This window comes from Streptomyces sp. NPDC005803 (assembly GCF_040630435.1).
In the GTDB taxonomy this organism is placed as follows: domain Bacteria; phylum Actinomycetota; class Actinomycetes; order Streptomycetales; family Streptomycetaceae; genus Streptomyces.
Window position 1 is genome coordinate 41,432 of the sequence record NZ_JBEXXO010000018.1, and the last position, 25,607, is coordinate 67,038.

Sequence of the window (25,607 nt, forward strand, 5' to 3'; positions counted from 1 at the left end):
CACTCACCGCGGCCCGTACTTGCGGCCTGTCCTGGAGGTGACACCTCCGAGCAGGCCGCGCGGCGTCACCTTCACCAGCCCCATCAACGCCTTGTACCGCGGGTCCGGGATCGAGACCGACTTGCCGCGCGCCAGGTCCGCCAGGGCCGTGGCCACCACCTTGTCGGCGTCGAGCCACATCCAGCCCGGGATGTTGCCCGTGCCCATCCCGGCCCGCTGATGGAACTCCGTGCGGACGAAGCCGGGGCAGAGCGCCATCATCCGCACGCCCGACCCGGCCAGGTCCTTCGCCGCGCCCTGGGTGAACTGCACGACCCACGCCTTGGACGCCCCGTACGTACCGCGCGGCAGGAACGCCGCCACCGAGGCCACGTTCACGATGCCGCCCCTGCCCCGTTCCCTCATGCCGGCCGCGGCCGCCGAGGTCAGCCGCAGGACCGCCTCGCAGTGCACCTTCAGCATCACCAGCTCGTCGGCCATCGGGACGTCGAGGTACTGGCCCTTGTTGCCGAACCCGGCGTTGTTGACCAGCAGGTCGATGGGCTGCGTGCGGTCGGCCAGCCGGTTCTCGACCGCGGCGATCCCGTCGTCCCGGGACAGGTCCGCGGTCAGCACCTCGGCCTCGATGCCGTGCCGGTCGTGGAGCTCGGTGGCCTGTTCCCGCAGCCGGTCGGTGTCGCGGGCCACCAGCACGAGGTTGTGCCCCCCGGCCGCGAGCCGCCGCGCGAAGGCGGCCCCGATGCCCGCGGTCGCGCCCGTAATCAGTGCAGTCGTCATACGCGGCACGTTAGTGCCCCGCGTGCGCCCTCGGACGACCCGCCCGGCCCCCGGCCCGACGGCCACGACCTGCCCCGCCGCCCCGCCGTCCGCGGGGGACGGCGGTGGGCGGGGGACATGTACGGAGTGTCGGGATCGGCGGGGCCGGCCCACCGCGGCGCGCTCATCAGTGTGTGCCCCCCCGGGGATCCGGCGGTGTCCTTCCGGCCCGCGGAGCCCGCTCCGTTTCCCGGCCGTCCGCCCGGCCCGCCGGGGACCGGGCCCGTCAGGACGCCGCCGCCTTCCCCTCGTGGGCGCGCGCCTGCCGCAGCGCCTCGGGGTGCAGGGCCTCGCCGGCCGGAAGCAGCAGCGGCAGCAGGTCGCGCCGGGTCGTCACGGCCCGGAACTGCAGGGCCACCGTCACCTCGTGGGCCGGCCGGTGCACGATCTCGACCGGGTCGCCGGCCCGGATGCCGCCCGGCGTGATCACCCGGAGGTACGCACCGGGGGCCGCCGCCCGCGTGAACCGCTTGACCCAGCGCTCCTCGCCCAGGTGGCCCGCGAACGTGCGGCACGGAATCCGGCCGGACGTGACCTCCAGGACCAGCTCGGCACCGATCCGCCAGCGCTCGCCGATCAGCGCCTCGCTGACCGTCACCCCGCTCGTGGTCAGGTTCTCGCCGAACGTGCCGTTGGCCAGCGGGCGCCCCAGCTCCCGCTCCCAGGCGTCGAGCTCCTCGCGGGCGAAGGCGTACACGGCCTGGTGCGAGCCGCCGTGGTGGCGCAGGTCGCAGACGGTGTCCCCGGCCACCCCGCTGCCGCCCTCGCCCTCCGGGCCCGGGTCGCCAACCCGTATGAGCCCCTCCACGGGGCGCTTGTCGATCCCGGTCACGCCGGCCGGGGCATCGGTGTAGGGCGCCGCCACGGGACGTCCCGCGTTCACCGTCAGCACAGTCATCGCAGTCATGCCCGCACGCTAGCGACCCGTGACCCAAAGCCGCACGCGAGTAATGCACGGGCAGTCCAAGCGTCCCTTATATTCGAAGGGTGATCGAAGCCCGTCATCTCCGAGTCCTGCGCGCCGTGGCCGGTACCGGCTCCTTCTCCGCCGCCGCCCGCGAGCTGGGCTGCACCCAGCCCGCCGTGAGCCAGCAGATGAAGGCGCTGGAGTCCTCGGCGGGCACCACGCTGCTCATCCGCACCGGACGCGAGATGCGGCTGACCCAGGCCGGTGAGGCGCTCGTACGCCACGCCTCGGGCATCCTCGCCGGGCTCACCGCCGCCGAGGAGGAGGTCGCCGCGATCGCCGGGCTGCGGGCCGGGCGGGTCCGGCTGGTCTCCTTCCCCAGCGGCAGCTCCTCCCTGGTGCCGGGGGCCCTCGCCGCGCTCCGGGCCGCCCATCCCGGCACCCGGGTCTCCCTGGTCGAGGCGGAGCCGCCCCGCTCGGTGGAGATGCTGCGCGACGGCGACTGCGACATCGCCCTGGCCTTCCGGTACGGCACGCCGGGCGCCGAGTGGGACGACCTGGTGGTGCGGCCCCTGCTCACCGACCGGCTGATCGGGCTGGTTCCCGAGGGGCACGGGCTCGCGGACCGGGACGAGGTGGGCATCGGCGAACTCGCCGGGGAGCCGTGGATCGCCGGCTGCCCGCGCTGCCGCCGGCAGCTGGTGGAGGTCTGTGAGGCGTCCGGCTTCACCCCGCGGATCGACTTCGCCACCGACGACTACCCGGCGGTGATCGGCCTGGTCGGCGCGGGGCTCGGGGTGGCGGTCCTGCCGGCGCTGGCGATCGAGTCGGTACGCCCCAGGGGTGCCCGGACCGTCACGGTGGAGCCGGCCATCGAGCGCGAGATCGTCGCCCTGACCCTGCCCGACCTGGCACAGGTCCCGGCCGTGGCGGCCACCCTGGACCAGCTGTCGCTGGCGGCCGCGCGCTGAGCGGCCTTCGACCGGCCCGCGCGGCTGAGTGAAGAAACGTTTCTGTTCTGGTGGGGCGTGGCGAGGTCAGCCGCGTCCGGGCGGGGGCGAGGGGGCCGCCGCGCCGATCAGCCGGTTACGGGCGCGGCCCATGAGCTCCTCGCGTTCGTCCTCGGTCAGCCCTCCCCACACCCCGTAGGGCTCGCGTACCGCCAGGGCGTGGGCGGCGCACTCGGCGCGCACCGGGCAGCGCATGCAGACCTCTTTCGCGGAGGTCTCGCGGGCGCTCCGGGCGGCTCCGCGTTCCCCCTCGGGGTGGAAGAAGAGCGAGCTGTCGACCCCTCGGCAGGCCGCCAGCAGCTGCCAGTCCCACAGATCGGCGTTGGGTCCGGGTAGGCGGGAGAAATCTGCCATTGCTAGTCCCCTCGAAACCATGCTGAGTCGGAAACGTCGTGGTCGTCCGTCGTGCCATGCCCATGACCGTACATCTACGGTGTTAGTAGATGTAAATATGACTGATTGCGAATCTAGTCACAGACACCAGCAAAAGGGAAGAAAACCCGCTAAATGGTGCATAAGGCCGTCCGGCGGTTCGGTTGACGGCTGCATGACCTCGTGGCGTTCTCCTCCGTGCTCGACCCCTCACGTAGAGTGCCGAACCCGGTCGCCCGACCCGTAACTCTTTCGAGTGACCATCGTTGAGAGTGCGGAGGCGGTTGGCAGAGAAAGCGATCGGGCAGGTGTCCGAGAGCGTCAACCGCACAGGTGACGACTTGTAACAGCCTGGAGGCACAAGGTGACGCGCATCAGCTGCGGGGGGCGGTCATGACATCCGTTCTCGTCTGCGACGATTCCCCGCTTGCCCGAGAAGCGCTCCGGCGCGCGGTCGCGACCGTGCCCGGCGTCGAGCGTGTGACGACGGCGGCCAACGGGGAGGAAGTGCTCCGCCGCTGGGGTGCCGACCGTTCGGATCTGATTCTCATGGACGTACGCATGCCCGGCCTCGGGGGGGTGGAGACAGTCCGCCGGCTTCTTTCCGCCGACCCCGGTGCGCGGATCATCATGCTGACCGTCGCCGAGGACCTGGACGGCGTGGCGCTCGCGGTCGCCGCAGGGGCGCGCGGGTACCTGCACAAGGACGCCTCCCGGGCCGAACTCCGGGCGACCGTCACCCAGGCCCTGGCCGATCCGACGTGGCGGCTCGCCCCGCGCCGGCTGCGGTCGGCCGAGATGGGCGCGGCGCCCACGCTCACGGCGCGGGAGATCCAGGTGCTCGAAGGGATGAGCCACGGCCGCTCCAACGCGGAGATCGGCCGTGAGCTGTTCCTCTCCGAGGACACGGTGAAGACGCACGCCAGGCGCCTGTTCAAGAAGCTGGGCGCTTCGGACCGCGCGCACGCGGTGGCGCTCGGCTTCCGCTGGGGCCTGGTCCGCTGAGGGCCGGCCGTGACCGGCCGCCGATCCACTCCCCGTCCGCTCGCGGGCGGACGGGGCGACCCGGGCGCAGGGCGCGGTCAGGGGTCGTGTCCACGGACGCGGCCCGCTCGTACCCCGCCGGGGAAACCCGCCTCACCGGCGGCATGTGACGCTTCCCGGCCGATGACGCATCCTTGAGACGTGGAGTTCCTCGGGAACGATTCGGTCGAGCGGAAGGGGAGGGCGCAGGACATGACTTCCGGCGCACCCGCTCATAACGCTTCAGTGCACAACTACGGACGGGGTGCCGCGGATGACGCGGCACCGGGGCACCATGGTCCGATGCGCGAGGACGGAACGACGGTGATCGGCGCCCTGGTGCATCGCGCCGTCGAGGGCGACGCGCAGGCCACCCATGATCTGCTGGCTCATGTCCACCCCCTCGCGCTGCGCTACTGCAGGTCCCGGCTGAACCGGCTGCCCGGTGATGCCCGTCACTTCGTGGAGGACCTGGCGCAGGAGGTCTGTGTCGCGGTGCTGATGGCACTGCCGCGGTACAAGGACACCGGCAGACCCTTCGAGGCCTTCGTCTTCGCCATCGCCGGCCACAAGGTGGCCGACCTCCAGCGGGCCGCGATGCGGCACCCGGGGTCGACCGCGGTGCCCTCCGACGAGATGCCGGAGCGGCCGGACGACTCGCTCGGGCCCGAGGAGCGGGCCCTGCTCAGCAGCGACGCCGCCTGGGCCAAGAAGCTCCTGGCCAACCTCCCGGAGAACCAGCGCGAGCTGCTGGTCCTGCGGGTCGCCGTCGGGCTCACCGCGGAGGAGACCGGACAGATGCTCGGCATGTCGCCGGGTGCCGTCCGGGTCGCCCAGCACCGTGCGCTGAGCCGGCTGCGGGCCCTCGCGGAACAGTGACACGGGCCGTGACCGGCCCCGTAGAAAGCTACAGAACCTCCAGGTGATCTTGCCCGTGGAATGAGACACCCCCGGAGGCCGTTAGCATGGACATCCGCACCGATCAAGGCCATTTGGGGAAGGTGTCATGACTGCATACGTCGACGGAGTGCCCGAGAAATTCGCGACGCTCGGGCTGACATACGACGACGTGCTGCTGCTGCCGGGCGCATCTGAAGTGCTGCCCAACGCGGTCGACACCTCGACGCTCATCTCACGGAACGTCCGCGTGAACATCCCGCTGCTCTCCGCCGCGATGGACAAGGTGACCGAGGCCCGCATGGCCATCGCCATGGCCCGTCAGGGCGGCGTCGGCGTACTGCACCGCAACCTGTCGGTCGAGGACCAGGTCAACCAGGTCGACCTGGTGAAGCGGTCCGAGTCCGGCATGGTCACCGACCCGATCACCGTCAGCCCGGACGCGACGCTCGGCGAGGCGGACGCGCTCTGCGCCAAGTTCCGCATCAGCGGCGTCCCGGTCACCGACCCCTCGGGCAAGCTGCTCGGCATCGTCACCAACCGTGACATGGCGTTCGAGTCGGACCGCTCGCGCCAGGTGCGTGAGGTCATGACCCCGATGCCGCTGGTCACCGGCCGGGTCGGCATCTCCGGCGTGGACGCCATGGAGCTGCTGCGCCGCCACAAGATCGAGAAGCTTCCGCTGGTCGACGAGGCGGGCATCCTCAAGGGCCTCATCACGGTCAAGGACTTCAAGAAGGCCGAGCAGTACCCGAACGCGGCCAAGGACGCGGAGGGCCGGCTGCTCGTCGGCGCGGCCGTCGGCGCGAGCCCGGAGGCGCTGGACCGCGCCCAGGCGCTGGCCGGGGCCGGGGTGGACTTCCTGATCGTCGACACCTCGCACGGCCACAACAGCAACGCCCTCAACTGGATGGCGAAGATCAAGTCGGCCGTGGACGTGGACGTCATCGGCGGCAACGTGGCGACCCGCGACGGCGCCCAGGCCCTGATCGACGCCGGCGTGGACGGCGTGAAGGTGGGCGTCGGACCCGGTTCGATCTGCACCACCCGGGTGGTCGCCGGCATCGGCGTCCCCCAGGTCACCGCGATCTACGAGGCCGCGCTGGCCGCCCGCGCGGCGGGCGTCCCGGTCATCGGCGACGGAGGCCTGCAGTACTCCGGCGACATCGGCAAGGCGCTCGCCGCCGGCGCCGACAGCGTGATGCTGGGCTCCCTCCTCGCGGGCTGTGAGGAGTCCCCTGGAGAGCTCCAGTTCATCAACGGCAAGCAGTTCAAGTCGTACCGCGGCATGGGTTCGCTGGGCGCGATGCAGTCCCGTGGACAGGGCCGCTCGTACTCGAAGGACCGCTACTTCCAGGCCGAGGTGTCCTCCGACGACAAGCTCGTCCCCGAGGGCATCGAGGGCCAGGTGCCCTACCGCGGCCCGCTGGCCAACGTGCTGCACCAGCTCGTCGGCGGTCTCCGCCAGACGATGGGGTACGTGGGCGCCGCCTCCGTCGACGAGATGGAGAGCAAGGGCCGCTTCGTGCGGATCACGTCGGCGGGTCTCAAGGAGAGCCACCCGCACGACATCCAGATGACGGTCGAAGCACCGAACTACAGCAGGAAGTAACGCGACAGCGCAGGTGAGGGGCGGTCCGGCATTCCCGGAACCGCCCCTCCTTGCTGTGTCGGGGATACTGGACAGCGCAGACGCAGAGGGAAAGGCCACACCATCGTGACTGAGATCGAGATCGGGCGCGGCAAGCGCGGCCGCCGGGCATACGCATTCGACGACATCGCCGTCGTCCCGAGCCGCCGGACCCGCGACCCGAAGGAGGTCTCGATCGCCTGGCAGATCGACGCCTACCGCTTCGAGCTGCCGTTCCTGGCCGCTCCCATGGACTCCGTCGTCTCCCCGCAGCACGCCATCCGCATCGGTGAGCTCGGCGGTCTCGGTGTGCTCAACCTGGAAGGCCTGTGGACCCGGCACGCCGACCCGCAGCCGCTCCTCGACGAGATCGCCGAGATGCCCGTCGAGTCCGCGACGCGCCGGCTCCAGGAGATCTACTCCGCGCCCATCCAGGAGGAGCTGATCGGGCAGCGCATCAAGGAGGTCCGCGACTCCGGCGTCGTCACCGCCGCCGCGCTCTCCCCGCAGCGCACCGCGCAGTTCTCCAAGGCCGTCGTCGACGCGGGGGTGGACATCTTCGTCATCCGCGGTACGACGGTCTCCGCCGAGCACGTCTCGGGTGCGGCCGAGCCGCTCAACCTCAAGCAGTTCATCTACGAGCTGGACGTCCCGGTGATCGTCGGCGGCTGCGCCACGTACACCGCGGCCCTGCACCTGATGCGCACGGGCGCGGCCGGTGTCCTCGTCGGCTTCGGCGGCGGCGCGGCGCACACCACGCGCAACGTCTTCGGCATCCAGGTCCCGATGGCGACCGCGGTCGCCGATGTGGCCGGGGCCCGCCGTGACTACATGGACGAGTCCGGCGGCCGGTACGTGCACGTGATCGCGGACGGCGGCGTCGGCTGGTCCGGCGACCTGCCGAAGGCCATCGCCTGCGGCGCCGACGCCGTGATGATGGGCTCCCCGCTGGCCCGCGCGACGGACGCGCCGGGCCGTGGCCGCCACTGGGGCATGGAGGCGGTCCACGAGGACGTGCCGCGCGGCAAGCTGGTCGACCTCGGCTCCGTCGGGACGACGGAGGAGGTCCTCACCGGCCCCTCGCACACCCCGGACGGCTCGATGAACATCTTCGGCGCCCTGCGCCGGGCGATGGCGACGACGGGGTACAGCGACCTCAAGGAGTTCCAGCGCGTCGAGGTGACGGTGGCGGACTCGCAGCACCGCCGCTGACTGCCCGGAGCATGACGGGAGGGCCCGGACCGCGATCGCGGTCCGGGCCCTCCCGTGTGTCCTGCGTGCGGTCCGCGACTAGTCGGACGTCTTGCGGGCCGTGGAGAACGCGACCACGGCGGCGACCGCGAAGAACACGAAGCTCAGGGCGTCGGAGTCTTCCTTCCACACCGTGTTCAGGTCGCTGAAGTGCTCGGTGAAGATCTCGGTGACCGAGAGCGGCAGCTGCTTGCTGATGATGATCGCCTCACCGAGCAGCTGGCCGAGGTACACGCCGACCAGCGCGAGGACGCCGCTGATGACCGGCAGGGCGGGGTTGCGGCCGCCGAGCTTGCCGGCGGCGAAGCCGACGATGGCGCCGACGCCCACGGCCGCGTAGCCGATCTCGTGCTTCGTGGCACCGATGATCGCACCGTAGATGCCCGCCGCGACGAGCGCCGCGACGAGCGCGACGACGATGCCGAGGCCCACGTTGTTGCGCGCCGGTGCCACCGGTGCGAACGGGGCGCCGCCGCCGAACGGGGCGCCGCCGGGCTGCTGGCCCGCGAACGGGTTGCCGGTCGGGGCGCCGGTCTGGGGCTGGCCGGGCTGCGCGGCGTAGGGGTTGCCGGCCTGCGGCTGGCCGTCGTAGGGCTGGTTCGGCGGTGGTACGGGCGTGCTCATGGTGGGTTCCCCCTGGGACGGTGGCGCACGAATGTGCGATGAGTGACGCCGCAGGCTAGCAGTCGGTTCCGACATCGACGCACCGGAATCCTTGGGGGGACTGCGATCAGAGCCGGTGCGCGGCCCCGGCGGGGGTCGCGCCGCGGGTGTCGAGAAGGAGCTGCGCCTTCACCGCGAGGCCCTGGAGGTCGTAGGTGAGGTGGTGCTGGAGCAGCACCGTCAGATCGGCGCTGGAGGCGGCCTCGTACAGCGAATCGGCACGGGGGACCGGGAGTTCGCGTACGCGCCAGTCCAGGACGTGCGGATCGTGGTAGCCGATCTGGGCCCCCATGTCCATCAGCCGGGTGGCGATCTCGCGGGCGGGGGAGGCCTCCTGGTCGGCGAGATCCGGCTTGTAGGTGATGCCGAGGAGGAGGATCCGGGCACCGCGGACGGACTTCCCGTGCTCGTTGAGGAGGGTGGCGCAGCGCTGGATCACGTACTGCGGCATCCGGTCGTTGATCTCCTGGGCGAGCGAGACCATCCGCAGCGGGTGTCCGGGGGTGCGGCTGTTGTACGGGAGGTAGCCCGGGTCGACCGCGGCGCCGTGGCCGCCGACGCCGGGGCCGGGGCGGAAGGGCTGGAAGCCGAAGGGCTTGGTCTCGGCGCACCGGATGACGTCCCAGAGGTCGACGCCGAGGTCGTGGCAGAGCACGGCCATCTCGTTGACCAGGGCGATGTTGACGTGCCGGAAGTTGGTCTCCAGGACCTTCGTCATCTCGGCCTCGCGCGGGCCGCGGGCGCGGACGACCTTGTCGGTGAGCCGGCCGTAGAAGGCGGCGGCCGATTCGGTGCAGGCGGGGGTGAGGCCGCCGATGACCTTGGGGGTGTTGGCGTAGACGTGGGTGCGGTTGCCGGGGTCGAGCCGGCTGGGGGAGTGGGCGAGGTGGAAGTCGCGTCCGCCGCGCAGCCCCGAACCCTCCTCGAGGAGGGGGAGCAGGAAGTTCTCGGTGGTGCCGGGAGGGACCGCCGATTCCAGCAGCACGGTGGTGTGCGGGCGCAGCCGGGCGGCCAGGGCGCGGGCCGCGTCGCCCACGCCGGTGAGGTCCAGGGTGCGGTCGGGGCCGAGGGGGGTGGGCGCGCAGATCACGGCGGTACGGACCCGGCCCAGCTCGGCCTGGTTGGTGGTGGGGCGGAATCCGCCCGCGAGCATCCGGCGGATGTCGGAGGCGGGGAGTGATCCCTCGACGGGGGTGCGGCCCGCGGAGAGCTCCGCGAAGGCCCGGGGGTCGGTGTCGTAGCCGATGGTCTGGATACCGGCGGCGACGGCGGCGTGGGCGAGGGGCAGGCCGAGGTGACCGAGTCCGATGACGGCGAGGTCTGCAGGCACGTGGTGGCCGTCCTTCCCTATGACCATGAGGACAGAAAGCGCAACTGCTGGGGACAGCGCAATGTCAGACTAGGCGTAAATATGACCTATATGCCGCATTGTGGGGCCCTTGTCGTCCGGGTGTTGTCCACAGGCGGTGGCTGAAGTCGCGGAGCACGGACAGAATCGAGAGGTGGGCACGGGTACCCGACCCCGCGGTCGGGCCGCACCCCCCGTGCCGGACCACCCCGATCTACGGGAGGCAGCAGTGAGGACAGCGACACTGGGGCCCGCGGAGCGCGCCGAGGCGCTCGCCGCGATGGCCGAGCGCGAACTGGACGTGCTGGTCGTGGGGGCGGGCGTGGTCGGCGCCGGGACGGCGCTGGACGCGGTGACGAGAGGACTGTCGACCGGCCTGGTCGAGGCGCGTGACTGGGCGTCCGGCACGTCGAGCAGGTCGAGCAAGCTGATTCACGGGGGACTGCGCTATCTGGAGATGCTCGACTTCGCGCTCGTCCGCGAGGCACTGAAGGAACGCGGGCTGCTGCTGGAGCGGCTGGCCCCGCACCTGGTGAAGCCGGTGCCGTTCCTCTACCCGTTGCAGCACAAGGGCTGGGAGCGGCTGTACGCGGGCTCCGGCGTCGCTCTGTACGACGCCATGTCGGTGTCGTCCGGGCACGGCCGGGGACTGCCCATGCACCGGCACCTCTCGCGCCGCCGGGCCCTGCGGGTCGCGCCGGCGCTCAAGCGGGACGCCCTGGTGGGGGCCCTGCAGTACTACGACGCCCAGATGGACGACGCCCGCTATGTCGCGACGCTGGTGCGCACCGCCGCCGGGTACGGGGCCCAGGTGGCGAACCGGGCGCGGGTCATCGGCTTCCTCCGGGAGGGCGAACGCGTCGTCGGCGCCCGCGTGGAGGACGTGGAGGAGGGCGGTACGTACGAGGTCAGGGCCAAACAGGTGGTCAACGCCACCGGCGTCTGGACGGATGACACCCAGTCCCTGATCGGCGAGCGCGGCCAGTTCCACGTACGGGCGTCCAAGGGCATCCACCTGGTCGTCCCGAAGGACCGCATCAACTCCTCCACGGGTCTGATCCTGCGGACCGAGAAGTCCGTGCTCTTCGTCATCCCGTGGGGGCGGCACTGGATCGTCGGGACGACGGACACCGACTGGGACCTGGACAAGGCCCATCCGGCGGCGTCCAGCGCGGACATCGACTACCTGCTCGAACACGTCAACTCGGTCCTGTCCACGCCCCTGACCAGGGACGACGTCCAGGGCGTCTACGCGGGGCTGCGCCCTTTGCTGGCCGGTGAGTCGGACGCGACCAGCAAGCTGTCGCGCGAGCACACGGTGGCGCACCCGCTGCCGGGCCTCGTCGTCGTCGCGGGCGGCAAGTACACGACGTACCGGGTGATGGCCAAGGACGCCGTCGACGAGGCGGTGCACGGCCTCGACCAGCGGGTCGCGGAGTGCGTCACCGAGGACATCCCGCTGCTGGGCGCCGAGGGCTACCGCGCCCTGTGGAACGCACGGGCCAGGATCGCCGCCCGCGCGGGCCTGCACGTCGCCCGGGTGGAGCACCTGCTCAACCGGTACGGCTCCATGGCCGAGGAGATCCTGGAGCTGATCGTCGCCGACCCGGTGACGGGCGAACCGCTGCCGGCCGCCGACGACTACCTGAAGGCCGAGATCGTCTACGCGGCCTCGCACGAGGGGGCCCGCCACCTCGACGACGTCCTGACGCGGCGCACCCGGATCTCCATCGAGACCTTCGACCGGGGTACGCGCTCCGCCCGGCTGTGCGCGGAGCTGATGGCGCGGGTGCTGGACTGGGACCAGGGCCGGATCGACCGCGAGGTCGCGCACTACGAGAAGCGGGTGGAGGCGGAACGGGAGTCGCAGCGCCAGCCGGACGACCTGACGGCGGACGCGGCGCGGCTGGGGGCGCCCGACATCCTGCCTACCTAGTGCCGCGGCGGGCAGGCGACGTCTGCCCGCCGCGACGCCCGGGGTGCGCCCGCCAAGGCGGGGCGTCAGGGCGGGCCACGCGTGCGGCGGTTCGGGATCGCGGTGGTCCGGGGCGTCGCTCTGGACGGCGGGCCCTGGCAGGCGGGAGGCTACTCGGGTGAGATGTGGTTCGCTGGGGGAGCGGGCGGAGGCGTGGTCCTGGCGCGGCGGCGCCGCGCGTACGGGCCCGGCCGGAATCCCTTCCGCCCGGCCCCATCATGACGGTCCCCGGACCCGGCACCAGGACCGGTCCCGGGGTGAGGGACAATGAACGCTCTGCCAGGGCGGGTTGATCGCAGAGGGGACGCATGTCGGAGGCGGAGCAGGCACGGGAGCCCCAACGGGACAAGGACGGACGTCTTCTCGCGGGGCGGTACCGGCTCGGAGAGGTGCTCGGCCGGGGCGGTATGGGCACGGTCCACCGCGCTGTCGACGAGACGCTGGGCCGTACGGTCGCGGTCAAGGAACTGCGGTTCCCCTCCGCGATCGACGAGGACGAGAAGCGCCGGCTCATCACGCGCACGCTGCGCGAGGCCAAGGCGATCGCCCGGATCCGCAACAACGGCGCGGTCACCGTCTACGACGTGGTCGACGAGGACGACCGGCCGTGGATCGTCATGGAACTCATCGAGGGCAAGTCGCTGGCCGAGGCGGTGCGGGAGGACGGCGTCCTGACGCCGAAGCGGGCCGCCGAGGTCGGCCTCGCCATCCTCGACGTGCTGCGCTCGGCGCACCGCGAGGGCATCCTGCACCGCGACGTGAAGCCGTCCAACGTGCTGATCGCCGAGGACGGCCGGGTCGTGCTCACCGACTTCGGGATCGCCCAGGTCGAGGGCGACCCGTCGGTCACCTCCACCGGCATGCTCGTCGGCGCGCCCTCGTACATCTCGCCGGAGCGGGCCCGCGGGCACAAGCCGGGACCGCCCGCCGACCTGTGGTCGCTCGGCGGACTGCTGTACGCGAGCGTGGAGGGTTCCCCGCCGTACGACAAGGGGTCGGCGATCGCGACCCTGACCGCCGTGATGACCGAGCCGCTCGACCCGCCGAAGAACGCGGGCCCGCTGGAGGAGGTCATCTACGGGCTGCTCGCCCGGGACCCCGAGCAGCGGCTCGACGACGCGGGCGCGCGCGCCCTGCTCAACGAGGTCATCAACGCCCCGGAGCAGCCGGAGGCCCCGGTCCCGCCGCCGGCCGACGCCACCCAGGTGATGGCGCTCCCGAAGAACGTGACCGGCGCCCCCGCCAAGGCGGCGCAGAAGGCCCCCGAGACGGGCGAGGGCGCCCGCGACCGGCTGCGCGGGGCGCTGCGCTCGGCGCGGAACGCCAAGGCGGCCCCCGCCGCGGCCGCCGGAGCAGCCGCCGTGGCGTCCGCCCCGGCCCGGCCGGCCAAGGCTCCCTCGACGGCCACGGCCTCCCCCTCGGGGGCCGTACCGCCGCCGCGTCCGGCCACGTCACCGCTCACCCCGCCCCGCGCGTCCCTCACGGACGTGGTGCCGCGCCGGACGCTGGCGATCATCGCGGCCGTCATCGCGCTCGCCGTGCTCGGCACGGTCCTCGCGCTCACGCTCGGCGGGGACGACGCGGGCTCCGACAACGCCGGCAAGGGCAAGGACGGCACGACCGCCACCGCCGGAGCCTCCGCCGGCAGTGGCGACGGCAGCGGCTCCAACGGCTCCGCCGACACGGAGCAGGGCAGTGGCAAGGGGCAGGGCACCGGCGAGGCCGAGAAGGGCGGTGGCCAGGGGAAGGACGAGGACTCGGGCAAGGGATCGGACGGTTCCGGCGACGACTCGGACGGCGCTGACGCGCTGCCCGCCGGGTACCGGTGGGTCACCGACAAGCGGTTCCACTTCACCATGGCCATGCCCGAGGGCTTCCGGCGCAACTCGATCGCGGGCGTCAACTCCGGCGGGATCTACAACGTCGACAAGGGGTACCCGCGCGTCCAGATCGACTACAACGACTCGCCCGGCAAGGACGCGGCCGCCGCCTGGAACGCGCTGAAGGGCGCGGTCGCCGCGAGCAGCAACGGGTACCACCACCTGGGGATACAGAAGGTCCAGTACAACGGGTACCCGACCGTCGCCGACTGGCAGTTCGAGCGGAACGAGAACGGCCAGCGGAGCCGCGTCCTGAACCGCGGCTTCAAGGTCGACGCCAAGCGCGGCTACTCGATCATGATCAGCTGCAAGGCCGACGAGTGGGACGGCGAGGCGTGCCGGACGCTGCGCAAGACGGCGTTCGACACGTTCAAGCCCCTCGACTGAGGGACGCCGCGCGGCCGGGTTGCGCCGACCCTGCCGCGCGGTCGACTCTTGCCACGTATTGTGAGAGCTCGAAGACCGTACGCAGCCGGGACCGCGAGCCAATTGCACCGTAAGTGACCGCGATTGACGGTTTCATGCGGTCGAAGTGACCGGGGGACAGCGCGCTCTGGGGAGGCGTCGTGGACGACTACGCGGGTCGGGTACTTGCCGACCGCTACCGCCTTCCGCTGCCTCCGTCCGATGAGTACGAACTCGTCGAGACCCGGGCGTTCGACACCTACAGCGGCCAGGAGGTCCTGGTCCGGCAGGTGCCGTTGCCCGAGGTCGTGGACGCCGAGGTGCTCGACGCGGACGGGCTGCCCATGGCGGCGCGGCGCGCCGGCGGGCGCACGGTGCGGCGGTCCACCGATCCGGCGGTCCGGCGCGCCATCGAGGCCGCCCAGGCGGCGGCCCAGGTGCCCGACCACCCGCGCCTGGACCAGGTCTTCGACGTGTTCGCGGAGGCGGGTTCGCTCTGGATAGTGAGCGAACTGGTCGCGGCCCGGCCGCTGGCGGCCCTCCTCGCGGAGCGCCCGCTCAATCCGTACCGGGCCGCCGAGATCGGCTCCGACGTCCTGACCGCGCTGCGCGTGCTGCACGCCCACGGCTGGACCCACCGCAACATCACCGTGCGCACGGTGCTCGTCTGCGACGACGGACGCGTCGTGCTGACCGGCCTGGCGGCCGGAGCGGCCGAGGAGGCGCTCTGCGGGTACGTGCCGGTGCCCCGCGCCGACGACGAGGACGGCTACGGCGCCCCCGCGGTCGAATCGGGGCCCACGGGCCCGTACGTCCCGCCCGCGGTCGAGACCGGCGGAATCGGTCCGCACGGCCCGCTCGCCGTGGAGCCGGGAGACGGCGATCCGTACGGCCCGCCGGCGGTCGAGACCGGCGGAACCGATCCGTACGGCCCGCCCGAGGTGGAGCCGGGGGACGGCGATCCGTACGGCCCGCCCGAGGTGCCCGGATCCCGTGGGCCCGCGGCCATCGAGTCCGGTTCGGGGGCCGGGGGCGGCCCGGCGCGGCCCCACGGCGCCGGCGAGCTGGAGTCCGTGCGCCGGCCGTCACCGCCCGTGCCGCCGGCCACCGTGCCCCTCCCCCTCCCCGAGGCCGGCAGCGCACAGGCGCGGGCCGCGCGGGCGGGCGCCATCGCCGCGTACCGTGCGGGCGCCCGCGCCGCCGCCCGCATCAGCGAGGAGGAGCGCCGGGCCGGCGCGGACACCGGCACCCTGCCGGTCCAGCGGCCCGCCCGCCCGGAGTACCCGGAGCAGTCCCCGGGCCGGCCCGGCGTCCCGGACGGGTACGCCGACGAGGACCTGTACGACGACGAGGATCCGTACGACGACGAGGGAGACGACGGCCCGCCGCCCCGGCGGCTCCATCTGACCGGTTCCTGGGACGACGGCCCCGGCCGAGGGCGCCCGGTGCCCGCCGGGGGCTCCAGCGAGGACGCCCTGCGCGCCGACTCCCGGCGCCAGGGCACCGGCGCCGCCCCGGCCGTCCGCCCCCAGTCTCCGGCCGCCCCCCGCGAGACCTCCCCGGGCCGCTGGGACGAGATCGTCGCCGGAAGCCGTGACGCGTCCGCGTACCGCGGCCCCGCCACCACCCTCGCCGCCGAGCGGGCCCGGCAGGCCCGGATCGCCGTCGTCGGCGCGGTCACCGAGCGCTGGGCGCCCGAGCAGGCCGGACCGGTCCACGAGAACTGGCAGCTGGCCCCGCCCATCGGCCCGTCCACCGACCTGTGGGCACTGGGCGCCCTGCTCTACCGCGCCGTACAGGGCCACGCCCCGTACCCGGAGGAGAACGCCGCCGAACTCGTCCAGATGGTCTGCGGCGAACCGCCCGCCTTCGCCGAGGAGTGCGGCCCGCTGCGGCCCGTCGTCGAGTCGCTGCTGCGCCAGGACCCCACCGAGCGGCCGGACTTCGAGGAACTGCGCGGCTGGCTGCGCTCCCTCGTGCGGTCGGCGCCCGAGCCGGACGCCGGTCTCGACGTCGTGCCGCTGCCCTCCGCCGACGCCACCCGGCTGCCCGTGGTGCGCCGCCGCGGCGAACTGGTCCGCAAGCGCCGCGGCCGGCGGGGCGGGGCGGCCCACGGCCGGCACCGCCACACCAAGGACCGCCTGGAACCCGCGGAGCGGGCCGTCCGCGGACCGCGCGAGACGGCGGCCCCGAAGCCGCCCCGTGAACCCAAGGGCCCGAAGGCGCTGCGCACCCCGCCCCGCCCGCAACCGGACGGGCGGCACGCACCGCGCAGGCTCGGCCGGCTGCTGCTCGTCCTGATCCTGCTGCTCCTGGCCGCCGCGATCGTGTACGCGGTGATGTTCATGCCCAAGTCGGGTATGGAGTCCGGCGCCGCGCCGTCCCGTACCGCCTCCACGGCGCCCGAGCCCGGCACCCAGGACTCCGGCGAGCCGACGCCCTCGCACTCCTCGGGCGCCCAGCAGCCGCAGACCAGCCGCTCCGCCGTAGCCCTCGCCCCCGGCTACACCCTGCGCAAGGACGCCGAGGGCTTCGAGGTCGGAGCGCCCAAGGGCTGGCAGCGCAGCCCGGCCGGCGCGGACCGTCAGATCCGTTACGGCAGCGACGGTTTCAGCCTCCTCGTCGTCCCGGGGCGCGACACCGTGACGGCCAACGGAGCCGATCCGCTCGACTACCAGCGGGACAAGGAACCGGAGTTGCAGCAGTTCCGCGACTCCAGCTGGGCGTCGGCGAGCGGGCTGCGCCGGATCGACGTCGGCCGGCAGGCCATGGCGGAGGGTCAGTTCACCTGGCAGGAAGCGGGCGGCCGTGAGGTCTACGTACGCAACCTCGTGATGATCGTCAAGGGCCGCTACCACATCCTCCAGGTCATCGGCCCGGAGGACCAGCGCGACAAGGTGACCGAAATCTACCAACAAGCCACCGCCTCCTACCGCGTGACGTAGCGAAGGACGGAATCCGGACGGGGCGGTCCGGCAGAGCGACAAGCATCACAGTGCGATCTCGTGGGCGGTGCGAGGTTCCGTGGCCGTGCCTCCCCTCCGTAACCTGTCAGCCGAAGGAACGGGGCGGGGACACGTGGATCGATCACAGGGAACGGAAGCGGGACTGGTGCTGGCCGGCAGGTACCGGCTCGGCGAAGTCCTCGGGCGCGGCGGCATGGGGAAGGTCTGGCGCGCCCATGACGAGGTGCTGCACCGCACCGTGGCCGTCAAGGAGCTGACCGCCGGGCTGTACGTCGCCGAGGCGGACCGGGTCGTGCTGCACGCGCGCACCCAGAAGGAGGCCCGCGCGGCCGCCCGCATCACGCACCCCGGCGTGGTCACCGTCCATGACGTGATCGAGTACGACAACCGGCCGTGGATCGTCATGCAGTACGTCGACGGCCCGTCACTCGCCGACCGGGCCAAGGAATCCGGCGAGATCGAACCGCGCGAGGCCGCCCGGATCGGGCTCCACGTGCTGGGCGCCCTGCGCGCCGCACACGGCGCCGGGGTGCTGCACCGCGATGTGAAGCCGGGCAACGTCCTGCTCGCCCGGGACGGCCGGGTGCTGCTCACCGACTTCGGGATCGCGGCGATCGAAGGCGACTCGACGATCACCAGGACCGGTGAACTGGTCGGATCCATCGACTACCTGGCGCCCGAGCGGGTCCGGGGCGGCGATCCCGGCCCCGCCTCCGACCTGTGGTCGCTGGGCGCCACGCTGTACACCGCGGTCGAGGGGCGCTCGCCGTTCCGCCGCACCTCCCCGATCTCCACCATGCAGGCCGTCGTGACCGAGGAACCGCCTGCCCCCGCCCGGGCCGGGGCGCTCGCCCCCGTCATCACCGCGCTGCTCCGCAAGGAACCCGAGGACCGGCCGTCGGCCGTGGAGACCGAACGGATGCTGCTGGAGGCCATGGAGGGGCGCGCGCCCCGGTCGGCCCAGGAGTACGTCCCCACGCAGCGGGTCTCCGAGGAGGCCCTGCGGGCGATGGGCGCCGACGGCGGGGCGCCGAACGGCGGCACGGCTCAACTGCCCTACCCCGGACCCGTCCCACCGCCCGCCTCCGCACCGGTGACCGGGCGCGGGCGTGGCCGGCTGCGGACGACGGTCCTGGTCATCGCCGTGGCGGCCCTGGTGGGCGGCGGCGGGGGTCTGGCCGCGATGTACGCGAACAACAAGGACGCGGAGACCGGGAGCGGCGGCACCGCCTCCCACGGCACCCGGTCGCCGGGACCGGTCACTGCCAGTCCCCGTCCCACCCCCACCCCCACGACCGAGTCGGAGCCGGTGAAGGACGGCGTACCGGACGGCTGGCGGCGCGTGGAGGACCCGTCAGGGTTCAGCATCCTCATGCCGATCGGCTGGGAGCGCCGGGTGGAGGGCACCAACATCGACTACACCCCGGACGACGGTGCGCACTACTTCCGCGTCAGCGTGGACCCGGCGCCCGACTTCGAGCACCCGTACACGCACATGCAGAACCTGGAGACGAGCCTGCGCAAGCGGCTGCCGGACTACCGGAGCCTGGAGATGAACTCCAACGTCTACCGGGACTGCCCCGGATCCATCTGGGAGTTCACCTGGACCGAGAAGGACGGCGTCGGACCGCGGCACGCCATCGACCAGATGTACTACGCGCAGGAGGGCGGTCCGGAGTACGCGCTGTACATGACGGGACCGGAGGCCGACTGGGACATCACCCGGGACCGGTTCAACACGATGCTGCGCAGCTGGCGCCCGCCGGTCGACTCCAACTGAGGCCGACCGTCTGTCGCCGGCTCCGGCCGGGTCTTCCGGGCCGACGATGCCGAGGGAGATACCCCCTGATCAGCGGTTATGCCGCCAGTGATCACTGGCTGTATTGACGGTGGGCGTCCGGGGGCCGTTGTGGGGAGTGTGAAAAGCTGTTACCCACGGGTACCCAAAGCATCCGGCGCGACGTACTCTCGCCCTCATGACGGACTCGCAGGCCTCCACGCCCACCTCCGCCGCGGTTGCCGGCACCAACCCGGTGGCCGCCGCGCCCGCGGGCGTGCGCACGGCCGCCGATGTCGTGACGCCCGAGGTGGTCGCCCAGCTGACCCGGGGCGTCGTCGGCTCCGGCCGTACGGCCAACCACACCCCCTTCACCGGGGAGAAGCTGGCCGATCTGCCGCAGTCCACCCCCGAGGACGTGGCGACCGCCTTCGAGCGGGCCCGGGCCGCCCAGTCCGCCTGGGCCGCGACGCCCGTGCGGGCCAGGGCCACCGTGCTGCTGCGCTTCCACGACCTGGTCCTCGAACGCCAGTCGGAGGTCCTCGACCTCATCCAGCTGGAGACGGGCAAGGCCCGGCTGCACGCCCACGAGGAGGTGCAGGCGGTCGCCGTCGCCGCCCGGCACTACGGCCGCCGCGCGGGCGCCTATCTGAAGCCCAAGCGGCACACCGGTGTCGTCCCCACGCTGACCAAGGTCACCGAGCTGCGGCAGCCGCGTGGTGTGATCGGCCAGATCGCGCCGTGGAACTACCCCCTGGAGCTGTCCGTCGGCGACGCGCTGCCCGCGTTCGTCTCCGGCAACGCCGTGGTGATGAAGCCGGACACGGAGACCGCGCTGACCGCGCTGTGGGCCCGCGACCTGCTCATCGAGGCCGGACTCCCGGCCGAGGTCTTCCAGGTGGTGCTCGGTGACGGACCCGTCGTCGGCCCCGAGGTCGTCAAGCACGCCGACTACGTCTCGTTCACCGGCTCCACCCGCACCGGCCGCGAGGTCGCCCAGGGCGCCGCGGCCCGCCTCGTCGGGGTCTCACTGGAACTCGGCGGGAAGAACGCCATGCTGGTGCTGAAGGACGCCGACGTGGAGAAGGCCGCCGCCGGCGCCGTCCGCGCCTGCTTCTCCTCCGCCGGCCAGCTGTGCATCTCGATCGAGCGGCTGTACGTCCACGAGTCCGTCGCCGACGACTTCGTGGCCCGGTTCGCCGCCCGTACGAAGGCGATGCGGCTCGGCAGCTCCCTGGCGTACGGCGCCGACATGGGATCGCTCGTCGGCGAGCGCCAGCTGGAGACCGTCAGCCGGCACGTCGCGGAGGCCGTCGAGAAGGGCGCCACGCTCGTCGCCGGCGGCGTCGCCCGCCCCGACATCGGCCCGCTGTTCTACGAGCCGACCATCCTGGAGGGCGTCGAGGCCCCGATGGCCGTCTGCGGCGAGGAGACCTTCGGACCGGTCGTCTCCGTCTACCGCTTCAGCGACGAGGACGAGGTCGTCGCCCTGGCCAACGCCACCCCGTACGGCCTGAATTCGAGTGTCTGGACCAAGGACGGCAGGCGCGGCCACCAGGTCGCCGCCCGGCTGCGGACCGGCACGGTCAACATCAACGAGGGGTACGCCCCCGCGTACGGCAGCGTGCAGTCCCCGATGGGCGGCATGAAGGACTCCGGCCTCGGCCGCCGGCACGGCTCCGAGGGCATCCTCAAGTACACCGAGGCCCAGACCGTCGCCCAGCAGCGGCTGATCCCGCTCGCCCCGGCCTTCGGGATGGACGACGCGAAGTACGCGGCGTTCATGAGCCGCAGTCTCAAGGCGATGAAGGCCTTCCGCCTGCGCTGACCGCAGCGCCCGCCCCGCCCCGCTTTTTTCGTACCGCACCGAGGAGAGCCATGTCCCAGGTCAGCCCTGCCCGGAATCAGTCCGTGGACCCGGAAGGAGCCGATGACGACGCCGCGTACGACTACGACGTCCTGGTCGTCGGTTCGGGCTTCGGCGGCGCGGTGTCGGCGCTGCGGCTGAGCGAGAAGGGGTACCGGGTCGGCGTCCTGGAAGCCGGCCGCCGCTTCACCCCGGGAACGCTGCCGAAGAGCTCCTGGGACCTGAAGAACTACCTCTGGGCGCCCGCCCTCGGCCTCTTCGGCATCCAGCGTGTGCATCTGCTCGGCAGCGTGATGGTGCTCGCGGGCGCGGGGGTCGGCGGCGGTTCGCTGAACTACGCCAACACGCTGTACGTGCCTCCGGCGCCGTTCTTCGCGGACCGGCAGTGGGCGCACATCACCGACTGGCAGGACGAGCTGAAGCCGTACTACGACCAGGCCAGGCGGATGCTCGGGGTCAGGCTCAACCCGACGACGACACCCTCGGACGTCCATCTGAAGGCGGTCGCCGAGACGATGGGCGTCGGCGACACCTTCCACCTCGCGCCGGTCGGCGTCTTCTTCGGCGACGGCGAGGACGCCGACGGCACGGCGAAGGCGAAGCCCGGCGAGACCGTCACCGACCCGTACTTCGGCGGCGTGGGCCCGGCCCGCAAGGCCTGCATCGAATGCGGCGAGTGCATGACCGGCTGCCGGCACGGGGCGAAGAACACCCTCAACGAGAACTACCTCCACCTCGCCGAGAAGGCCGGAGCGGTCATCCACCCCATGACGTCCGTCGTCGCGGTCACGGAGGACCCGGAGGGCGGCTACCACGTCTCCACCGTGCCGACCGACCGGCGCAGGAAGGCGGAGCCCACGCGGCTGCGCGCCCGCGAGGTGGTCGTGGCGGCGGGTACGTACGGCACCCAGACCCTGTTGCACACCATGAAGGACCAGGGGCTGCTGCCCCGGATCTCGGCCCGCCTCGGTGAGCTGACCCGGACCAACTCCGAGGGCCTCGTCGGCGCGCAGACCTCCGACCGCCGCTACCGCAGGAAGCACGGCACCAAGGCCGACTTCACCCGGGGCGTCGCCATCACCTCGTCGATCCACCCCGACGCCGACACCCACATCGAACCGGTCCGGTACGGCAAGGGATCGAACGCGATGGGCGGACTGACCATCCTCCAGGTCCCCTACAGCTCCCACCGGGTGCTGAGCTGGCTCGGCAACCTGGCCAAGCACCCGACGCTCGCCCTGCGTTCGCTCTCCAACCGGCGCTGGTCGGAGCGGACCATCATCGGACTCGTCATGCAGTCGCTGGACAACTCCCTGACCGCGTACCGCAAGCCCCGCGGCATCGGGAAGGGGCTGCTCACCGCCCGCCAGGGCCACGGCGCGCCCAACCCGACGCAGATCGCCGAGGCGACGCGGAGCGCGACACTGCTCGCCGCCGAGATCAACGGGTTCGCCGGCTCCAACATAGGCGAGCTGATGGGCACTCCGCTCACCGCGCACTTCCTCGGCGGCTGCCCGATCGGCGCGAGTGCCGAGGAGGGGGTCATCGACCCGTACCACCGGCTGTTCGGGCACCCGGGCATCTCGGTCGTCGACGGTTCCGCGGTCTCCGCCAACCTCGGCGTCAACCCGTCGCTGACGATCACCGCGCAGGCGGAGCGGGCCATGTCCTTCTGGCCCAACAAGGGCGAGCGGGACCCGCGCCCGGCGCAGGGCGAGGAGTACGAGCGGCTGGCGGCGGTCGGGCCGCGGACACCGGCCGTCCCCGAGGAGGCGTTCGGCGCGCTGAGGCTGCCGTTCCTGGGAATGCCGGCGATGCCGCCCAAGCAGGCCACGACGGCGGAGTAGGGGCCGCGCCCTGAGGGGCGCCGGACGGGAGCAGGGATCACGCGCGCCGGACAGCGCGGGAGCCGCGTGCCGGGAGGGCGCCGGACAGCAGAAGGGGCTGCACCCCCCTCCGAGTGCAGCCCCTCACGCTCTACCGGTGAAGCCGCGTGACGGATGTGACCGGTGGTTCCGCATGCATGACCTGCGGGGCGTCCCGATGGTTGTCCCCGAGTGCACCACATCCTCATGTGACGTCAGTCACGTCCGGGATGTGCTCGATCCGTGATCAGGATCCGCGCAACTATTCACAGGGGCCCTTGGTCGTACCCACGTCGCCGTAACGGTGATCACACAGCTCCCACGACCCCAGAGGGCCCGCGATGAGACGCACGACCCCGAGAGCCGCTCTCCGCAGAGCCGCCGGTGGATTCGCCGCCGCCGGTCTGCTGGCCGCCGGATCGCTCACCCTGACCGCTCCGGCGCAGGCCTCCGTCCCCTCGTTCACGCTCGGCGGCCCGGCCGGGACCGCGCTGCATCCGTACCCGGCGACGGGCGCCCCGCAGAAGGCGTCCCTCGCCTTCACGGTCGACAACCCGTCCGAGGACGAGGAGAACGGCGCCTTCCAGGGCGAGTACACCGTCCGCTTCGACCTCAGCGCGCTGGCCGGGGTCGCGGACGTGTCCTTCGACGGCGACGGCGGCGCAGACTGCACCACCACCGGGACGATTGCCGTCTGCCACGACCGGGGAATCCTCCCGGGGCTCAGCACCCTCGCCCGGCTCGAGGTCACCGCGGCCAAGGGCGGCAAGGACGGCGCCACGGGATCCATCGAGGTCACGGCGGAGGCGGACGGGGCCACGTTCACCCCGTTCACCGCCCGCGTCGGCATCGGCGGCCCCGACCTGTCGATGCGACGGCTGCCCTTCAGGACGGAGCTCGAGCCCGGCGACACCCAGCCGGTGCCCGTCACCTTCACGAACAACGGCACCCGCGCGGCCGAGGGCGTGCTGCTCACGCTGCGGCACACCCGCGGCATGGAGTTCACCGAGCGGTACCGGAACTGCGAGTACAGCGAGGACGACCTGGGCATGGGCAGTCCGGGCGCCTGGACCACCGCCCTGTGCTCCTTCGGCGGCAGCTACGAGCCCGGCGTCACCTACACGCTCAGCGAGCCGCCCTCCCTCAGGGCCACGAAGCGCGCGTACTACGACTCGTTGCTCTACCGCATCGCGGAGGACGGCCCCGCGGCCCGTGCGGCACAGCGGGGCGGTGCGCGGTACAGCCCCGGCAAGGGCGCCACGCTGGCGCTGCGCGAGGCCCCGCCCGCCCTGACGGCCGACCTGAACCCGGGTGACAACCAGCAGGACGCCGACTTCCGGACTGCCAACAGCGCCGACTTCGCCGCGTACGGCGACCGGGCGGAAGGGGCGGCGGGCGACTCGGTCGAGGTGAACGTCGGATTCCGTAACCGGGGGCCGGCGTGGATCGGGAACATCCGCTCCGGCGAGGACGTCGCCACCGTCGACGTCACCGTGCCCGAGGGCGCCTCCGTCGTCAGCGCGCCCGACACCTGCCGAGGAGTGACGGCCGACGGGCAGTACCGCGAGGACCGGACGGCGGCCCCGCGCTACTTCTGCTCCACCCCGATGTCGGTGCGCGAGGACGCGGTCCTCACCCTGCCCTTCGTGCTGAGGATCACCGAGGTGGCCGAGGGGGCCTCCGGCAAGGTCGTGGTCCGCAACACCCGCCTCGCGGACCCGGAGCTGCCCTTCGACCCCGAGCCGGCCGACAACACCGCGTCGCTGGTGCTCAACGCCGGGGACACCGAGCCGGGCGACTCGGGCGCCACCACCGACGGTGGCGCGTCGGGCGGAACGGCCGTCGCCGGCGGTTCCACCGGGGGCGGGGGCCCGGACTCCGCCGGCGGCACGTCCACGAGCTCCGGCGGCTCGACCGGATCTGCCGGCTCGGCCGGCACGGACCTGGGCGGCAGCACGGGCGGGGGCCTCGCCGCCACCGGTTCCCACGCCCTGGCGACCGGCGCCGCGGCCCTGGCCGCCCTGGTCGCGGGCGGTGTCCTCCTCACGGTGTCCCGCCGCCGCGCGCACCGCTGATCCGGACACCAGCCCCGCGGGCGCAACGGAGAACGGCCGGCCCCGGGCGTCCCCGGAGCCGGCCGTCCTTTCGAGGGTCCGCCCCCTCAGGGCGGAACCTCCGGGTGACCGGGCTGCTGTCCCCTGCCGACCGGTCACGCACGCCGGTGCGCGGTCCCACGGCGTACGTGCAGTACGCCACACGCCCCGGCGAAGCCACGCGTGGTTTTCGTTCAGAGCCGCCCCTGGCTGGCACGGACACCGGGACCAACGAAGCCGCGGCGGGCCCGGTCACGCGCCGTACGGGTGAGAGTCCGCCCGAACTGGGATACGGCCGTACAGCCCTGCCGGGGCCCCAGGCGGTCGACGTGCGGGACGTCACACGCGGCCGCGGCACAGCTCCAGCAGCGTCATCGCGAGGGAGGTGCCGGGCTTGCCCAGCGCGTCCCGGTAGCGGCCGAGGATCTCCATCTCGCGCGAGAGGTTGACCCGGCGGCCCCCGGAGGTGATCCGGGCCTCCTGGATGACCGTGGAGACGGCCGTCCGTTCCTGGACGAGGCCGATGATCCGGTCGTCGAGGGCGTCGATGCGGGCCCGCGCGTCCGCGATCAGGGACGCGGCCTCGTCGGTGTGCGCGCCGGTCACCTCGGTGGCGGACTGCGCGGTGGCGGTGGTGCTCATGGCGGGTCTCCCGGTGGAGTGCGGCTCCCCGGGGACCGACCGGCCCCGGAACGCCAGAACGCCCCGGGCCTGTCGGCCCGGGGCGCCTGGAACGTTGCTTGTCAGTTGCTCAAGCAGCACGACCATGGCAGCCGGCGGGCCGGGTGCCATAGGTAAAGACGAAGGTCGTGTGCTGACGCATGGGGAACAGTATGGACCCGGCGGGGGCCCGGGCCGGCGC

Annotated in this window: 18 protein-coding genes; 12 read left to right on the top strand and 6 right to left on the bottom strand. The window is 72.7% G+C overall.

The annotated features are described in order from the left end of the window. Positions 1–3 precede the first annotated feature (3 nt). Both ABZ454_RS24580 and ABZ454_RS24585 read right to left on the bottom strand, forming a co-directional pair. Entirely contained in the window at positions 4–777 is a 774-nt protein-coding gene (locus tag ABZ454_RS24580) for an SDR family oxidoreductase (protein ID WP_356321994.1), read from the bottom strand. 265 nt (positions 778–1,042) lie between these two features. After that, the gene (locus ABZ454_RS24585) at positions 1,043–1,714 is read right to left on the bottom strand and encodes an MOSC domain-containing protein (protein ID WP_356322000.1); all 672 of its coding nucleotides are present in this window, start codon (positions 1,712–1,714) and stop codon (positions 1,043–1,045) included. 89 nt (positions 1,715–1,803) lie between these two features. Between ABZ454_RS24585 and ABZ454_RS24590 the strand changes: the two genes are divergently transcribed. Continuing rightward, the gene (locus tag ABZ454_RS24590) at positions 1,804–2,694 is read left to right on the top strand and encodes a LysR family transcriptional regulator (protein ID WP_359540923.1); all 891 of its coding nucleotides are present in this window, start codon (positions 1,804–1,806) and stop codon (positions 2,692–2,694) included. A 66-nt stretch (positions 2,695–2,760) separates the two neighbouring features. Here the strand turns inward: ABZ454_RS24590 and ABZ454_RS24595 are convergent, their stop codons facing one another. Further along, entirely contained in the window at positions 2,761–3,087 is a 327-nt protein-coding gene (locus ABZ454_RS24595; protein ID WP_356321996.1) for a WhiB family transcriptional regulator, read from the bottom strand. 411 nt (positions 3,088–3,498) lie between these two features. On the opposite strand from ABZ454_RS24595, the gene ABZ454_RS24600 reads away from it, so the two are divergent. The 4 genes from ABZ454_RS24600 (at position 3,499) to ABZ454_RS24615 (ending at position 7,867) form a co-directional block, all read left to right on the top strand. Further along, positions 3,499–4,110 carry a response regulator transcription factor gene (locus ABZ454_RS24600; RefSeq protein WP_003948568.1) on the top strand — a complete coding sequence of 204 codons (612 nt, stop codon included), beginning with the start codon at positions 3,499–3,501 and terminating at the stop codon, positions 4,108–4,110. Positions 4,111–4,431: 321 nt separating this feature from the next. After that, complete coding sequence (locus ABZ454_RS24605) at positions 4,432–5,007, top strand: sigma-70 family RNA polymerase sigma factor (protein WP_148020273.1); 576 nt, start codon at positions 4,432–4,434, stop codon at positions 5,005–5,007. Positions 5,008–5,134: 127 nt separating this feature from the next. Further along, positions 5,135–6,637, top strand: a complete 1,503-nt coding sequence (guaB, locus tag ABZ454_RS24610; protein WP_356321997.1) for an IMP dehydrogenase — start codon at positions 5,135–5,137, stop codon at positions 6,635–6,637. A gap of 105 nt (positions 6,638–6,742) precedes the next feature. Beyond that, positions 6,743–7,867 carry a GuaB3 family IMP dehydrogenase-related protein gene (locus ABZ454_RS24615; RefSeq protein WP_007453079.1) on the top strand — a complete coding sequence of 375 codons (1,125 nt, stop codon included), beginning with the start codon at positions 6,743–6,745 and terminating at the stop codon, positions 7,865–7,867. A 78-nt stretch (positions 7,868–7,945) separates the two neighbouring features. On the opposite strand, the gene ABZ454_RS24620 is transcribed toward ABZ454_RS24615, so the two are convergent. After that, the gene (locus ABZ454_RS24620) at positions 7,946–8,530 is read right to left on the bottom strand and encodes a DUF1427 family protein (protein ID WP_359540928.1); all 585 of its coding nucleotides are present in this window, start codon (positions 8,528–8,530) and stop codon (positions 7,946–7,948) included. Positions 8,531–8,636: 106 nt separating this feature from the next. Beyond that, the gene (locus ABZ454_RS24625; RefSeq protein ID WP_359540930.1) at positions 8,637–9,899 is read right to left on the bottom strand and encodes a nucleotide sugar dehydrogenase; all 1,263 of its coding nucleotides are present in this window, start codon (positions 9,897–9,899) and stop codon (positions 8,637–8,639) included. Between the two features lie 247 nt (positions 9,900–10,146). Here ABZ454_RS24625 and ABZ454_RS24630 point away from each other — a divergent pair, with 247 nt between their 5' ends. The 7 genes from ABZ454_RS24630 (at position 10,147) to ABZ454_RS24660 (ending at position 24,727) form a co-directional block, all read left to right on the top strand. After that, positions 10,147–11,853 (top strand): glycerol-3-phosphate dehydrogenase/oxidase, encoded by a 1,707-nt coding sequence (locus ABZ454_RS24630; RefSeq protein ID WP_359540932.1) that lies wholly within the window; start codon positions 10,147–10,149, stop codon positions 11,851–11,853. Between the two features lie 347 nt (positions 11,854–12,200). Then, positions 12,201–14,159 carry a serine/threonine-protein kinase gene (locus ABZ454_RS24635; RefSeq protein ID WP_359540934.1) on the top strand — a complete coding sequence of 653 codons (1,959 nt, stop codon included), beginning with the start codon at positions 12,201–12,203 and terminating at the stop codon, positions 14,157–14,159. A gap of 179 nt (positions 14,160–14,338) precedes the next feature. After that, a complete protein-coding gene (locus ABZ454_RS24640; protein WP_359540938.1) occupies positions 14,339–17,122 on the top strand; it encodes a protein kinase in 2,784 nt (927 codons plus the stop codon). A gap of 133 nt (positions 17,123–17,255) precedes the next feature. Further along, positions 17,256–18,923, top strand: coding sequence for a serine/threonine-protein kinase (locus ABZ454_RS24645; protein ID WP_359540939.1), 1,668 nt, complete (start codon positions 17,256–17,258; stop codon positions 18,921–18,923). 196 nt (positions 18,924–19,119) lie between these two features. Next, on the top strand, positions 19,120–20,748 hold the full coding sequence (locus ABZ454_RS24650; protein WP_359540941.1) for a succinic semialdehyde dehydrogenase: 1,629 nt from the start codon (positions 19,120–19,122) through the stop codon (positions 20,746–20,748). 50 nt (positions 20,749–20,798) lie between these two features. Then, positions 20,799–22,634 (top strand): GMC family oxidoreductase, encoded by a 1,836-nt coding sequence (locus ABZ454_RS24655; protein WP_359540944.1) that lies wholly within the window; start codon positions 20,799–20,801, stop codon positions 22,632–22,634. Positions 22,635–22,993: 359 nt separating this feature from the next. Beyond that, positions 22,994–24,727: a peptidase gene (locus ABZ454_RS24660; RefSeq protein ID WP_359540946.1), complete on the top strand. Its 1,734-nt coding sequence runs from the start codon at positions 22,994–22,996 to the stop codon at positions 24,725–24,727. A gap of 357 nt (positions 24,728–25,084) precedes the next feature. Here ABZ454_RS24660 and ABZ454_RS24665 read toward each other — a convergent pair whose 3' ends face one another. Then, complete coding sequence (locus tag ABZ454_RS24665; RefSeq protein ID WP_359540948.1) at positions 25,085–25,387, bottom strand: chorismate mutase; 303 nt, start codon at positions 25,385–25,387, stop codon at positions 25,085–25,087. Between the last annotated feature and the right edge of the window lie 220 nt (positions 25,388–25,607).